Origin of the sequence: Arcticibacter pallidicorallinus, from assembly GCF_003002875.1 — a bacterium.
GTDB lineage: Bacteria > Bacteroidota > Bacteroidia > Sphingobacteriales > Sphingobacteriaceae > Arcticibacter > Arcticibacter pallidicorallinus.
The window spans coordinates 1-12,737 of the sequence record NZ_PVTH01000017.1 but is presented as its reverse complement, the minus strand read 5'-3'; the positions used below and the strand labels follow the sequence as shown (position 1 = coordinate 12,737).

Sequence of the window (12,737 nt, the reverse complement as noted above, 5' to 3'; positions counted from 1 at the left end):
TTTTCCATGGATGTGTCTAACAGTCGGATATTTCTTGGAGGAAATATTGTTTCTATCTTAGCGTCAATATTAATTGCGGCTAAACGGTCCGATCCCATTTAAATATCATGGAAAAAAGCAGGTTAATACAGCAACTTGAATTTATCAAGGAGATAGACAAACTGAAATACATACAACGCAGAACCAGGCTTTTAAATAGCGACAGGCATGAGAACGACGCAGAACACAGTTGGCATCTGGCTATGATGACCATTGTTTTAGCCGAGCACTCGAATAAGCCAATTGATGTGCTCAAGGTTTTGAAGATGGTTTTAATACATGATATTGTAGAAATCGATGCCGGTGATACGTTTATTTACGATACAGCTAAGAGTCATGACAATACAGACGAGGAACTTATAGCTGCTAAAAGGATTTTTGGAATGTTGCCGGATGAGCAAGCTGCAGAGTTTATCGCTATTTGGACCGAGTTTGAGGAGGGTATTTCGGATGAAGCGAAATTCGCGAGGTCTATGGACAGGCTTGAGCCACTGCTTCAGAATACATCAAATGATGGGGGTACCTGGAGGGAATTCGATGTCCCCTATGAGCGGGTTTATGATAAGAAGAAAGTAATTAAAAACGGTTCTGAGTCGATTTGGCGCTACGCCGAGGAGTTGATTGACAAAAGTGTTGAGATGGGGATGCTGAAGAAGATAGAGTAATAACAGTATTTCATTGATGCAGCAAAAAAGTAACGATGCTGTTATAACAGTGAGCGTACATAGATCGCGGAAGATCCATATATTTATGATATGAAAAATCCGTGTTACGAAGTTTACAAGAATGGCACCCTACTGTGCAAGGCTGGATTGGACACGGAAGCAGGAGTTCTGACCGGAATTCTTACCTGGGTTAGGCGAACAGATGGAAGTGAGTCCAATACGTTGTCGGTTAGTGGACTGAATAGTCAAGAAAACATATCTTTGTCCTGGGTTGACGAACAGGTCGAAGCAGGTGATGAGATTACCATAAAGGTGACTGACGATACAGAGTTTTCAGAAGCGTCGATCAGACCTCCTTTCGATGCGGAACGACATCAGCGTGATAAAATAAAAGCTTACTACCGACTCAAAGAAGAGCTGAAAGATTATCTGAAAGATGAAGGGCTAGAATAAATTGAAATTGAGTATGGCAGACTAAAACACCTTGCAGGCTTTGATAGAAAATACCAGATTAAATTCTTTTTGGAGACCCCTGAAACAGGCCATTCAGGTATTCTCTGCTAATGATCCCTTGCGGATGGCGGCGGCGACGGCCTTCTTTACCATCTTTGCGTTGCCCCCCATACTCGTTATCATTACGCAGGTGTTGGGTCTGATCGTCAATGATCAGATTATCCGGGAGGTATTTCAAAGTTTGTCGGCAGTGATCGGCAAAAGTAGCACGGTTCAAATAACAGATACGCTAAAGGCTATCAGAGAAATGGCCAGCAATGAATATGTTACCATCTTTGGTATGTTTTTTTTAATCTTCGTTGCTACGAATCTGTTTAAGATTGTTAAAGATTCCATTAATCAGGTGTGGAAGATTAAAATGATCACCGGGCCGCGTTTTCGCGGAACTATGCGCTCCAGATGGCATTCCCTTGTTATTATCGTGTTCACTGGATTTCTGTTCTTACTTTCGATCCTGATGGAGGGGATGCAGACCTATCTCAAGGATATAGTGGAAGAGTTATTGCCCTGGCTCGCTGACTTTCTGAACAGCGCATTCAGTTATATATTTTCGATTCTTATCGTTACGACCTGGTTTTTGATCATATTCAGATATCTGCCTGATGGCGTGCCCCCCTGGAAAGTTGCGATTGCTGGAGCGCTCTTTACAAGTATTTTTTTTAACATCGGTAAGTTTCTGCTTCGTGTTTTATTGCTGCAAAGTAACATCGACGGCTTGTTTGGTGCTTCGGCCGCGATTGTGCTGCTCCTGCTGTTTGTATTTTACTCTTCGCTGATTCTATACTTCGGTGCTTCTTTCACACAGGCCTGGGCCGATTGTCATGATACGCCTATTGAGCCTAAGCCCGGAGCGGTACGCTACAAATGGGTTGAGATCACGGAGCAGAGCTGAAGTCAAAAAGGTGAACGTTTACCTCATCGAGTTTCAAACTTTCGATTTCATGAGCCCGGTGCGATAGTTCCCTGTAAAGAAATTCTCCAGGGTGAGACTTATTATACCAGTCGGGCCTGTTCTCTATCTCTCCAATGTCATTCCAGATCTTCCTGTTATAAACCACCCACACCCGTTTCTTTCCTTCCAATTGATGCAGCTCTGGCCGTAGTTGCTTGATATAATCAGAGGGGCTTACAGAAGCGAACTTTTTGTCACTCCCCTCAATAGCATTATACTGAATGTTGTAGGCTCTTTTATAATAGCGGTAACCGTAGTTCATGTTCCAGTAAACGTACACCAAATCGCCCTCCTGATAGTTCTTGTCGATGTGAAGCAGCGCCTCTTTCTTGTATGATTTCTTGTAGCGGCCGAAAGTGTCGGGACTAATCACCTGGGCAGCCGAGGCTGCGAATCCGCCGGTCATCAGTAGTGCCGGGATGATGAGTTGCCGTCTGCGTAAGGCCGGGAGGGCTTTGATTGTCTGATCGCAGCCTTTTGCGATAAGAAGGATTATCAAAGGTGCAAGGAAGACCAGTAGTCGCTCGAAAAATGGATAGCGTTCTAAAGCAGATGCCGCGAGCGTCAATATAAGAGGTAACGTAAGTAAGGCAAGGGCACGTTTGTCGGTCTTAAAAAAAGCATAAATCCCGATAAGCGATAGTGCTATAGGGAGGATCGACATTTTCATGATGACCCGCAGAGGGGCAGAATCGGCGGTGTTGAAATTCCACAGCAGGCCTAGTGGGTAATCGAGCATAGTATACAGATGCCGGATGAGCCAAGTTATGGTATCGGGAGACCATAAAGGCAAGGGCATGAAGCTTTGATAATGCCGGAACCAATATAAGAGCCATTGCTGATCGACCTGGTTGCTGGTAATTAAAATATAATGGATAGCGAAGCTGGTGAACCACATGGAAAAAGGAACACAAAGCTGAAGAAACGACTTCCAATCATTCTTCATGATCAGGGACAGGCATACCGCCATCCCGATGCCTGTAAGGATGAATACAGAAGAGTAAGAGAACCACAAGATCAAAGCGCCTGCCGCTCCCCATAGAAGTCTCGATTTGAGCTTTCGGTCTTTATAGAATCGAATGTATAACCAAAGGCAAAGCACTGTTACCAGGAGTTCCATGCTATACTGTTTCACCTCTACAGAATGATAGATCAGGGGAGGCGCAAAAGCCATCATGCTGATAGCTGCTAATTGCCCTGCCGGTTTTAGCCAGTAGCGGGCTATCGGGATTAAACAAATGAGGGCAGCTATGCCGCAAAGTAATGGGATAAGCCTCAGTGCCTTCTCTCCATCTCCAAATATGAGGACGGAGCATTTGACCATCCACAGAAATCCAATAGGTGCCTTTTGCTGGTATTCAAGTAAGGGAGCGGTCAGCTGCTGAAAGTCTGCTGAGATCAGACTCAATGACAAGTAAATCTCATCAAGCCATAATGACCTGTTATGGACGAAATGAAACAGGCGGAAAAGAATGCCGAAAGTGAGTATTGTATAGAGAAAAAACTGCCGCTTCTGAGGCGACTTTTTGAACTGTAGCGCGGGTTCTTTTTTAAGCTCCGCGGAAATTGTATAAGGCATATGAAAACTGTTGGAACGCATGGTAAAGATGGTTATTTAAATTATCTCTTCGTTACACACCTTTATACATCGAGGGTAACAATCCTTTCGGATTGCACACAGCGCTTCCTTTAATCTCTACCTTGTTTCAACGATTTGATAGAAACACATGGTTAGTTGGGAGAAACTGAAGGTGGTCATCTTCGATGTGGATGGAACCTTGTATTTGCAGTCTAAGCTTAGAAAAAAGGTGCTTTTGGGATTATTGAGGCACTACTCTGTCCGCCCCTGGAAAATTGATGATCTCAAGGTTCTGATGTATTTCAGGAAGGAAAGAGAGCGAAATGCAGGATATATGGGTAGCGGGCTCGAACTAGCACAGTACATATGGTGTGCAGAAAGAGTGAATTATCCGGTAAGTATGATCAAACCTGTGATAGAACGGTGGATATTCGATTTCCCAAACCAGTATCTGGCCGACTGTGTTTTCCCCGGCATACATGAGCTGTTCGGCGCCCTGCGGGAGCACGGTATAAAAATCGCTATTTATTCAGATTATAAGGCTCAGGATAAGCTCAAGGCTATGGGTCTGGAAGTCGACATGTCTGTTGCCTCTACTGATCCGGAGGTAGACAGGCTGAAGCCTGATCCCTGTGGCCTTTTATATATAACCGAGAAGATGGGGGTTGATCCGGATGAATGCCTTTTTATCGGGGATAGACTCGAACTCGATGGAGAATGCGCTATTCGTGCCGGGATGCCTTATCTAATCATAGATAAGAAGCCTATTAAAACCTTTGATTTCTTCCATAACCTGACGTCCCAACTAAACGCTTACTCTCAAACACAACATATTAAACTATGAAATTTACTAATACCCCTGTTTCTGCTTTAAATGAAGGAGGTCTGTCTTTACGAGCGGCCGGACTGTATGAATATGTAACAATCGCCAGGCCTGATCATTGGTTTAAGAACATTTTTATGCTTCCCGGAATGCTGTTCGCTTACCTGGTTTACCAGACTCCGCTTGAGCCTGCCTTCTTTTTAAAAGTAGTAAGCGGTATCGCCTGCACCTGTCTGATCGCCTCGGCGAACTATGTTATCAACGAGTACCTGGATGTACAGTTTGATCGTTTTCATCCGGTTAAGAAGTTCAGAAGTGGAGTTCAGACGGTTTTGAACCCCTATTATGTTATTTTGCAGTGGTTGTTGCTAGCAGCTTCCGGACTGCTATTATCACTTTACATCAACCTTCCGTTTATGCTTTTAGAAGCATTTCTTTTATTTATGGGTTTGATGTATAATGTTAAGCCGTTTCGTACGAAAGACAGGGTTTATCTTGATGTGCTTTCTGAATCTGTAAACAATCCGATACGTCTCGCACTTGGTTGGTTCATCTTTGTACCTGCCGCTCTGCTTCCTGAATCTATAGCTGACTTCAGCTGGATAATTATTCCGCCTTCGAGCATTATTTTGGCTTATTGGATGGGAGGTGCTTTCCTGATGGCGACCAAGCGTTTCGCAGAATACAGATTTATCGGAAGCCCGGAGCAGGCTGGTCTTTATCGCCGGTCTTTTAAATATTATACAGAGAACAGCTTGTTGATCTCGATGTTCTTTTACGCGTTGGTATCGGCATTTTTTCTTGGGATCTTCCTTATTAAACACCGTATTGAGTTATTGCTGAGCTTTCCATTTTTCGCCGTGTTGTTTGCTTGGTACCTGCACATCGGTCTAAGAAAGGATTCCGTTGTTCAAGGACCTGAAAAGCTTCATCATGAGAAGAAATATATGGGTTTTGTAGTATTCTTTATCGCTGTTTTGATGACTCTGTTATACGTTGATATACCTCAGCTTAACTGGTTTTTAAAGCAATCCTTTCAATACTAGCCCGATAATCCTTGATGAACTAATTTCTGATGACCCGATTGATTATAACTGCGGTTAAAGAGGTGTCCAGGCACCAGGTATCACGTTTTCTCATCGTAGGGGTTTTTTCCTTCCTGATCGAGTTTTGCTTGTTTACTGTTCTGGTCGATTTCTTACATATCCAATATACAGCAGCCAATGTCCCCGCGATGACCGTATCGGTTGTGTGCAATTACTTCCTGACGAAGATGTTCGTCTTCGGGGGTGGTCGTTATAATGGCAGTATGACTTTTGTTCTTTTCGTTGTTTTTACCCTGTTTGGCCTCGGCCTTAACCAGTTTTTTCTTTGGTATCTGGTGGAGCAGGGGCATGTGAATATCAAGTTGAGTAAATTTATAGCTGTCGGGCTGGCATCCGTCTTTAATTACTTTACGAAGAAATATCTTGTTTTTTAAGCAGTACGTATTTTTCTCTTTAAAACACGTGTTTATGCAGTGAACTCCTTTCCGTCGAACTTGTTAGTAAGGGAAATGATACGTTATGGCTGCAATTACAGAAAGCATACAGAATGAGGGACAGCCGGGTTCTGTTCCTCAGGAAGAGTTAAAAAGAAGAGAAAGTTCGGGAGAGGATATTCTTTCCGGAGCGAATGAAACAGACCAGCTGGATCGCTTACATCCGGATGAAAAGAAGAACCGTGAAGAGGTGGGGAGCCCACCGGTAGAGCATGTCGACGACGGTAGTCCGGAAGATGCACATAATAAGGAACATGATGGTGGAAGTGATGGATCTTCAAATGCTTAGCAATGGAACTTGGTGAGCCTATTATGAAGATCCTGAAAAAGGATTATGAACCTCTGGCTATGGTAGAACAGACGTTCAAGCGTTACGATCTGGCATTCAAAACGGATGAAGCGGGGAAACCCATTTTGTTATTCATTGGCAAGAAAGATGCCAACGGGAATATTAAAGGAGATCGCTTTGCCCGGCGGCTCAAGTACGGCCAGAACGGAGAGGTAATCAAAGACCATTGGGAGCACAAAGGCAAAGCAACCTGATTTACACACGCATCAAAGACTGATTATGATTATTCCAATTGTTGTAGGCATTATATTTCTGATCGCCGTAGGAGTGCTTTATTACGTGAAAAAGAATAGGGGCAATAGAGACATAGGCAAATAGTTTATTTTGGCAGCTATGGGCTTCACATTCTTATGATGGAGAGTTCTCTGCGAGTTCTTTAACTTTTTTAAGAGCGAGGGGCCACATTTCATCCATCTGTTTCTGATATTCATCGACGACGTCCAGTTCGATTAATAATCGCGTGTTTCCGCTAGACTCCTGCAGGATATAATTTTCCATCGCGCCGGCCCATTGATTCTCTTTGTCATTGCCTGTGTGTTCCACGCCGTCTTTATATGTCCCTAAATGCCGGATGGATATGTATTCGTAAGGTCGGTTAGCCGCAATTTCTGACACCATCCCGTGACCAGAGCCGTCCAGAAACAGCGCTTTGCTTCCTTCCTGCCAATCGGTTTCCACTTGCGAAGTGGGCGAAAATGCTGACGTCCAGACGGGATAGCTTTCTTTACCGAGTAGTACGTCCCACACCTTTTTTGCGGGCGCATCAATGATGATCTCGTATTCCTGCGTTTTCATGGCTAATAACGTTTTAGATGGTTAGTTGTCTATTAAAGTTCCGATGTTTCTTTGTTTTATGCAAGGGAAATTAGAAGAAATCAAGGCTGGCGTGCTTATTATTTTTCGATTATTTACACATTTTCCAAGCTTTAGTGTTAAGTATGGAGACAAACACACAAATTGGTATGGTAGACAAGGACAATTTACACGAAGAGAAAGCTGGTTCGAATGTTGATCTGAATGAGGAGCAATCGTTGGTTGATCCTATGGTAGGCGAAGAATTGCAGATCACCGAGGATAAGATCAACCCTGTCGCGCCGGTAGAGGAAACGACGGTAAAACCGGAAGCCGTAAGGGTCAATGAAGACTTCGGCTTTAACTTAGAGCCGCTTTGGTAGAGAAATATTATTCACTTAAAAAAATGAGATTATGTCGCATACAGTCATAGGAATCTTTAACAGTTCCAGCCAGGCGCAGGATGCTGTAGAATATTTAACAGCGAACGGGTTCGATCGTGATAATCTAGATATAAGAACCTCACAAGCGGGAAGTTTAGAGCCGTCACAAGGTGGTGCTATGGAAGTTTCTGATCCAATAGGTGATTTTTTCGGCCGTATTTTTGGTCCTTCCGTTAGTGATGCTTCCAGGTATACAGAAGCCGGTCGTAATGGTACAATTGTGACAGTTCATGCTATGAGTGGAGACCAGGCTATGGCTGCAGCTCGTATTCTCGATAGCCATGGAGCTGCGGATGTAGATGACCATACTGATGCAGGAACCCTTCGCTCAGAGGAGCCACGTCTTCGGAGCCGCATCATTGATGGTAAGGTAGAAGACAGATTCAGACTTCGTGGGCAGAACCTGAATGATGATCAGGGCACTGTACGCCGGCCGGACGTGGACGTTGATGCATCTAACAAGGGTGCGCTCTAAATTAAAAACGATGGCTGATTTAGAAGTTCAACCCCGGAAGAGGGGAGGTTGGGGGATACGGATATTGATAGCACTTATCATCATGTTCCTGCTGTTCTTCTTTTTGAGGAGTTGTAATCAGTACCAAACCTTCTTAAACGGAGGACCTGATAGTACGAACGTTTCTGAATAAGGCCAGGGTAATTAGATTATAATACGGAATTTTACAAAGAAAGACTTTATGACCGAAAAAGAACCATTTGAGATATATATTGACGGCGAAATGCTAACGGTGATTCCACAGGACGAGACTTATATTGTTTATAAAGGGATGTCGAAGTTGGGTGATATTATGCCTCATCAGGATGATGAGGGTCTTGTATGGGTGACCGGAGACTTGATACCTTTAGACTATCTGGCTCAAATAGGGGAGCAAATAGAGGCTAGTCGCCCCCGCTAACGCCACCAGAAACAATAAATTTCATCGCTTCGCTTGCACTCATATTCAGGGGTTGAACATTTTCTGCTTTTACAATGGCAAGCTGTCCTGCAAATGAGTAAGAAAAGGGGAAGTACACCGCTACGTTACCTTCCAGTTTAAGCCGGGAGAGGTCTTTACGTGTCACGAACCCGATTTGCTTGAGGCCATGGTTGTTGATTTCGACAAGAACCGGTTCATGGAATTTCTTTTCGTCACCAACGAACGCTTCTGTAAGATCTTTTACAGATGAGTACAGAATGTTGAAGAGAGGGACTCTGTTGAACCAACGGCTGAACCATAATTTGATAGGTTCGGTAATTAGATTGGTAACGATAATTCCTGATAAGAGAATGATAACCACTACGGTTAGGATGCCCAGACCAGGGATATACATCGGTTCTCCGGTTTTGGCATCTACCCAGATAGCACCGCTCAGGTTAAGCAACTGATCAAGCGTTGAAATTATCCAGAAAACCAGAAAGATCGCAACACCAATGGGCACGACCACCAGAATTCCTTTTATAAAATAGTTTATTAGCGCTTTAAATAGTGTATTCATTTTATGTATGACGTAAAGGGCAAGGTATAAATTACAGTTTATTAAATTTTAATGGGTTATTCGTAATAATAGACCCTTTTAACTCGCTGGGAAATACCTGTCAGGATTTCATAAGGGATTGTTTCGAGCTGACGCGCGATATGACTAACGGTATGGCGACTATCAAAAACGATGACTTCATCTCCCTCTTCGACTGGGATATCTGTGACGTCGAGCATACACATATCCATGCAAATAGAACCTATGGTAGGAACGAGGTGTCCGTTGATGAGCATGTGCCCTATACCATTGCCGAGTTTTCTGTTGTAGCCATCGGCGTATCCGATCTTTACGGTTGCTACTTTTCCGTCATGCATCATTACACCCCGACGGTTATACCCTACGGTATCGCCTTTGCGAAGTTCCTTGATTTGCGAGACGCAGGTTACCAGGCGGGCCACAGTCTCCAGGGCTGAATTATCCAGTGAATGGGAGCTGTCAATACCGTAAAGGCCGATACCTAGCCTGACCATGTCGAACTGAGCTTCGGGCAGTCTGCTAATGGCTGAAGTATTTGCAATATGTTTTATAATGGAGTAGCCCAGGGTTGATTCCAGTTTGCTTGTCATCGCGGAAAAGAGATCTATCTGCTGCCTTGTGAAATGGTCAGAGCTGTCATCTTCACTACTGGTGAGATGTGAAAATGCACTTCTGACGGTAACGCGGTTGTCTTCGGAGATGAGGGCCAATAAGGCTTCGATTTCTTCAGGGGCGAAGCCCAGGCGATGCATCCCTGTGTCGAGTTTTATATGCACGGGATAATTTGTTCGATTTGCGGAGGAGAGGGCATTGAAAAAACTGTTCATCACCCTTAGACTGTAGATTTCGGGCTCCAGATCATTCTCAATCATGGTTTCGAAGCCGTCGACGTCGGGGTTCATCACCATGATTGGCAATGTGATGCCCGCCTGGCGCAGGGATACCCCTTCGTCAGCATAAGCGACAGCGAGATAATCCACACGGTTGAATTGCAGGATGTTGGCGATTTCGTAGCTTCCACTTCCATACGAGAAAGCTTTGACCATTGCCATGAGCTTTACTCCTGGCTTTAGTTTGGCCTTATAATGATTAAGGTTCGCTTCCAGCGCGCTCAGATTGATTTCCAGGATTGTTTCATGGACCTTCTGAGTCAGGATTTTACTGATGTGCTCGAACTTGAATTTTCTGGCACCTTTCAAAAGTATGGCCTCGTCATTTAATGCGATATCTGATATGGCAGAGAGCAGGGACTGTGTGTCTGTGAAAAACTGTTTTTCCAGCTGAAAAAGGCTGGAAAAAGCGGATATGTCATCGCCAACTCCTATGAGCCGGTCTACTTGCTTACTCCGCAATAAATCTGCAACCTGCTGATAAAGAATTCGGGGCGGAATGCCGGTTTCCGGAATATCAGAAAGGATTAGTGTCTTTTTTGAATGTTGCTTTTGCTGATTTAGAAAGTCGAGCGCTATGCCCAGCGATGAAAGATCAAGGCTGTAGGAATCGTCGATCACTGAGCAGTTGTGTATTCCTTTCTTCAGCTCCATTCGCATGTTAACCGTGTGCAGCTTTTCCAGCCATTGGACAACGATGTGAGGGTCGTAGTCAAGAGCAAGAAGCACTGCCCAGCAGCAGACTACGTTTTCGATAGAAGCAGCATCTTTGAAAGGAAGATTGCAGGTCATCTCCCGCTCCTTGAATAATGCAGTCAGCGTAGTGCCGTTGTTTTGATTGTCGTCCTGACGGATTATGCAGAGGTCGGCGGTTTGTTTAAAAGCCCAGCTGAATTGCCTTCGGCCGGGAGGATGGATACCTTCCATGTATTTAGGCGAGTAGACAAAGAGGTCGACATCGGCAAAAAGCTTCAGCTTTTCTTTTAGTTTCGCTTCTTTGCTGGCGAAACCTTCATTGTGTGCTTCACCTATGTTGGTTAGAACGCCGATGGTAGGCTGTATAATTCCGGCGAGGGCGTCCATTTCATCCTTAAGAGAAATGCCTGCTTCAATGATCGCGAGGTCGTGGTCTTCGCCTATATTCCATACAGAAATGGGAACTCCGATTTGTGAATTGTAACTCTTCGGGCTTCGGATAACGCGCTTGTAGTGCCCAAGAAGCTGATATAGCCATTCTTTAACAATTGTTTTCCCGTTGCTGCCCGTAATAGCGATTACAGGGCGGTCGAAAAGCCGGCGTTGTGCGGTGGCAAGCATCTGCAGGGCCTCCAAAGGATTTTCTACTAGCAGGAAGTTAGCGTCGGGGAAGGAACTGGAATCCTTGAAATTATGTCTCACAACGAAATTTCGTAATCCCTTGTTGTAAGCCTCTTTAATATAAGCCTCGCCATTTCTTCGTCCGTTTAGAGCAAAAAATAACGTGTGATGTTCGTCGGAAAGCTTTCTGCTGTCGAATGCCAGCGTGCGAATCAGCGTATTAGGAAGAGGGATAATTCCCTCAGCTTGAATGATGTGTTGGATTTGATGTACGGAATATTCAGAATGATACATTTCGCATCTAATTTCCGCAATTTTTGCGATTTGAATGATACTTTTACGAATTATATAATGGTTAGATGGATTTCGAGAAACCGGTTAAAAAGATACTTGATAAGAAGACAGCGTTAGCCAAGGCGGAGCATTACTGCGCTTACCAGGAGAGGTCGCAACAGGAAGTTCGGAATAGACTTTATGACTACGGACTGAGAAGTGACGAAGTGGAGGAGCTGATTTCAGATCTTATCCAAAATAACTTTCTAAATGAGGAGCGTTTTGCCCGGAGTTACGCTCTCGGTAAGTTCAGAATGAAGCAATGGGGTAGGATCAAGATTAAAATGGGTTTAAAGGCGAAGAAGGTTTCGGATAAGCTTATTGTTAAAGCACTGAAAGAGCTCGACGATGATGATTATATGGATACCTTAAGTGCTGTTTTAACAAAAAAGGCGGCTCAGATCCGTGAGCCGGATTCATTTAAAAGGAAAAATAAGCTGGTTCAATATGGTTTGATGAGAGGGTATGAAAATGATTTAATTTTTGATGTGCTGAAATCCAACGAATTACTATAAAGTTTGAAAAAAAATAACTTTTGGGCTTGACAGAACCGGTTTTCTCTCTATATTTGCATCATCAAAACGGAACAACGTTGCGATAAACACCAAATAATGCGAAAGTAGCTCAGTTGGTAGAGCACGACCTTGCCAAGGTCGGGGTCGCGAGTTCGAATCTCGTCTTTCGCTCCAAATCCCTTCTCCCTACCGAGAAGGGATTTAAGTTTAAAAAGGTTTTATAACCTGCTGAAGTGGTGGAACTGGTAGACACGCAGGACTTAAAATCCTGTTCGCCCTAAAGCGAGTGCGGGTTCGATTCCCGCCTTCAGTACTGGAAAAAAGGCTTTGTGATATTCGCAAAGCCTTTTTTTATGCCTAATTATCACTACTGATATATGTGGGATCAAGCGGAATTTTTGGGGGAGATGATCATTAAGCATAAATCTTAGCCAGTCGAAAAAGGAAAAAAGCGGTATCTCTAACCCCTCTGGAA

17 protein-coding genes and 2 tRNA genes are annotated in these 12,737 nt (G+C 44.0%); 15 read left to right on the top strand and 4 right to left on the bottom strand.

From position 1 onward, the window contains the following. Nucleotides 1-107: 107 nt before the first annotated feature. The 3 genes from B0I27_RS17180 (at nucleotide 108) to B0I27_RS17170 (ending at nucleotide 2,109) form a co-directional block, all read left to right on the top strand. Complete coding sequence (locus B0I27_RS17180) at nucleotides 108-704, top strand: HD domain-containing protein (RefSeq protein ID WP_106295668.1); 597 nt, start codon at nucleotides 108-110, stop codon at nucleotides 702-704. 90 nt (nucleotides 705-794) lie between these two features. Beyond that, entirely contained in the window at nucleotides 795-1,157 is a 363-nt protein-coding gene (locus B0I27_RS17175) for a hypothetical protein (RefSeq protein ID WP_106295666.1), read from the top strand. Nucleotides 1,158-1,197: 40 nt separating this feature from the next. After that, complete coding sequence (locus B0I27_RS17170) at nucleotides 1,198-2,109, top strand: YihY/virulence factor BrkB family protein (protein WP_146133158.1); 912 nt, start codon at nucleotides 1,198-1,200, stop codon at nucleotides 2,107-2,109. Here the strand turns inward: B0I27_RS17170 and B0I27_RS17165 are convergent. After that, the gene (locus tag B0I27_RS17165) at nucleotides 2,093-3,748 is read right to left on the bottom strand and encodes a glycosyltransferase family 39 protein (RefSeq protein WP_181276821.1); all 1,656 of its coding nucleotides are present in this window, start codon (nucleotides 3,746-3,748) and stop codon (nucleotides 2,093-2,095) included. The genes B0I27_RS17170 and B0I27_RS17165 overlap by 17 nt on opposite strands. A 148-nt stretch (nucleotides 3,749-3,896) precedes the next feature. Here B0I27_RS17165 and B0I27_RS17160 point away from each other — a divergent pair, with 148 nt between their 5' ends. The 5 genes from B0I27_RS17160 to B0I27_RS17140 all read left to right on the top strand — a co-directional run bounded on the left by B0I27_RS17160 (nucleotide 3,897) and on the right by B0I27_RS17140 (nucleotide 6,654). Then, on the top strand, nucleotides 3,897-4,592 hold the full coding sequence (locus B0I27_RS17160; protein ID WP_106295660.1) for an HAD family hydrolase: 696 nt from the start codon (nucleotides 3,897-3,899) through the stop codon (nucleotides 4,590-4,592). Next, the gene (locus B0I27_RS17155) at nucleotides 4,589-5,617 is read left to right on the top strand and encodes a UbiA family prenyltransferase (RefSeq protein ID WP_106295658.1); all 1,029 of its coding nucleotides are present in this window, start codon (nucleotides 4,589-4,591) and stop codon (nucleotides 5,615-5,617) included. The genes B0I27_RS17160 and B0I27_RS17155 overlap by 4 nt, the downstream gene beginning before the upstream one ends. A 29-nt stretch (nucleotides 5,618-5,646) precedes the next feature. Then, nucleotides 5,647-6,051 carry a GtrA family protein gene (locus B0I27_RS17150; protein WP_106295656.1) on the top strand — a complete coding sequence of 135 codons (405 nt, stop codon included), beginning with the start codon at nucleotides 5,647-5,649 and terminating at the stop codon, nucleotides 6,049-6,051. 85 nt (nucleotides 6,052-6,136) lie between these two features. Continuing rightward, nucleotides 6,137-6,400: a hypothetical protein gene (locus tag B0I27_RS17145; protein WP_106295654.1), complete on the top strand. Its 264-nt coding sequence runs from the start codon at nucleotides 6,137-6,139 to the stop codon at nucleotides 6,398-6,400. 2 nt (nucleotides 6,401-6,402) lie between these two features. Then, the gene (locus B0I27_RS17140; RefSeq protein ID WP_106295652.1) at nucleotides 6,403-6,654 is read left to right on the top strand and encodes a hypothetical protein; all 252 of its coding nucleotides are present in this window, start codon (nucleotides 6,403-6,405) and stop codon (nucleotides 6,652-6,654) included. 154 nt (nucleotides 6,655-6,808) lie between these two features. Here B0I27_RS17140 and B0I27_RS17135 read toward each other — a convergent pair whose 3' ends face one another. Next, on the bottom strand, nucleotides 6,809-7,255 hold the full coding sequence (locus B0I27_RS17135; protein WP_106295650.1) for an SRPBCC family protein: 447 nt from the start codon (nucleotides 7,253-7,255) through the stop codon (nucleotides 6,809-6,811). 143 nt (nucleotides 7,256-7,398) lie between these two features. Here B0I27_RS17135 and B0I27_RS17130 point away from each other — a divergent pair, with 143 nt between their 5' ends. From B0I27_RS17130 to B0I27_RS17120, 4 genes are read left to right on the top strand one after another with little or no spacing between them, the layout of a single operon-like run. Further along, nucleotides 7,399-7,635, top strand: coding sequence for a hypothetical protein (locus tag B0I27_RS17130; RefSeq protein WP_106295648.1), 237 nt, complete (start codon nucleotides 7,399-7,401; stop codon nucleotides 7,633-7,635). A gap of 31 nt (nucleotides 7,636-7,666) precedes the next feature. Then, the gene (locus B0I27_RS17125; RefSeq protein ID WP_106295646.1) at nucleotides 7,667-8,170 is read left to right on the top strand and encodes a hypothetical protein; all 504 of its coding nucleotides are present in this window, start codon (nucleotides 7,667-7,669) and stop codon (nucleotides 8,168-8,170) included. A 10-nt stretch (nucleotides 8,171-8,180) separates the two neighbouring features. Then, the gene (locus tag B0I27_RS17585) at nucleotides 8,181-8,342 is read left to right on the top strand and encodes a hypothetical protein (protein ID WP_181276820.1); all 162 of its coding nucleotides are present in this window, start codon (nucleotides 8,181-8,183) and stop codon (nucleotides 8,340-8,342) included. A gap of 48 nt (nucleotides 8,343-8,390) precedes the next feature. Continuing rightward, nucleotides 8,391-8,609, top strand: a complete 219-nt coding sequence (locus B0I27_RS17120) for a hypothetical protein (protein ID WP_106295644.1) — start codon at nucleotides 8,391-8,393, stop codon at nucleotides 8,607-8,609. Here B0I27_RS17120 and B0I27_RS17115 read toward each other — a convergent pair. Together B0I27_RS17115 and B0I27_RS17110 are read right to left on the bottom strand one after the other, a co-directional pair. Then, nucleotides 8,593-9,189, bottom strand: a complete 597-nt coding sequence (locus tag B0I27_RS17115; protein ID WP_106295642.1) for a DUF502 domain-containing protein — start codon at nucleotides 9,187-9,189, stop codon at nucleotides 8,593-8,595. The genes B0I27_RS17120 and B0I27_RS17115 overlap by 17 nt on opposite strands. Before the next feature lie 56 nt (nucleotides 9,190-9,245). Next, on the bottom strand, nucleotides 9,246-11,708 hold the full coding sequence (locus B0I27_RS17110; RefSeq protein WP_106295640.1) for a bifunctional UDP-N-acetylmuramoyl-tripeptide:D-alanyl-D-alanine ligase/alanine racemase: 2,463 nt from the start codon (nucleotides 11,706-11,708) through the stop codon (nucleotides 9,246-9,248). Between the two features lie 65 nt (nucleotides 11,709-11,773). Here B0I27_RS17110 and B0I27_RS17105 point away from each other — a divergent pair, with 65 nt between their 5' ends. The 3 genes from B0I27_RS17105 to B0I27_RS17095 all read left to right on the top strand — a co-directional run bounded on the left by B0I27_RS17105 (nucleotide 11,774) and on the right by B0I27_RS17095 (nucleotide 12,575). Further along, entirely contained in the window at nucleotides 11,774-12,262 is a 489-nt protein-coding gene (locus B0I27_RS17105) for a regulatory protein RecX (RefSeq protein WP_106295638.1), read from the top strand. A gap of 98 nt (nucleotides 12,263-12,360) precedes the next feature. After that, nucleotides 12,361-12,436: transfer RNA gene (locus tag B0I27_RS17100), tRNA-Gly, on the top strand. Nucleotides 12,437-12,489: 53 nt separating this feature from the next. Further along, nucleotides 12,490-12,575 (top strand) — tRNA-Leu (locus B0I27_RS17095). Nucleotides 12,576-12,737 lie beyond the last annotated feature (162 nt).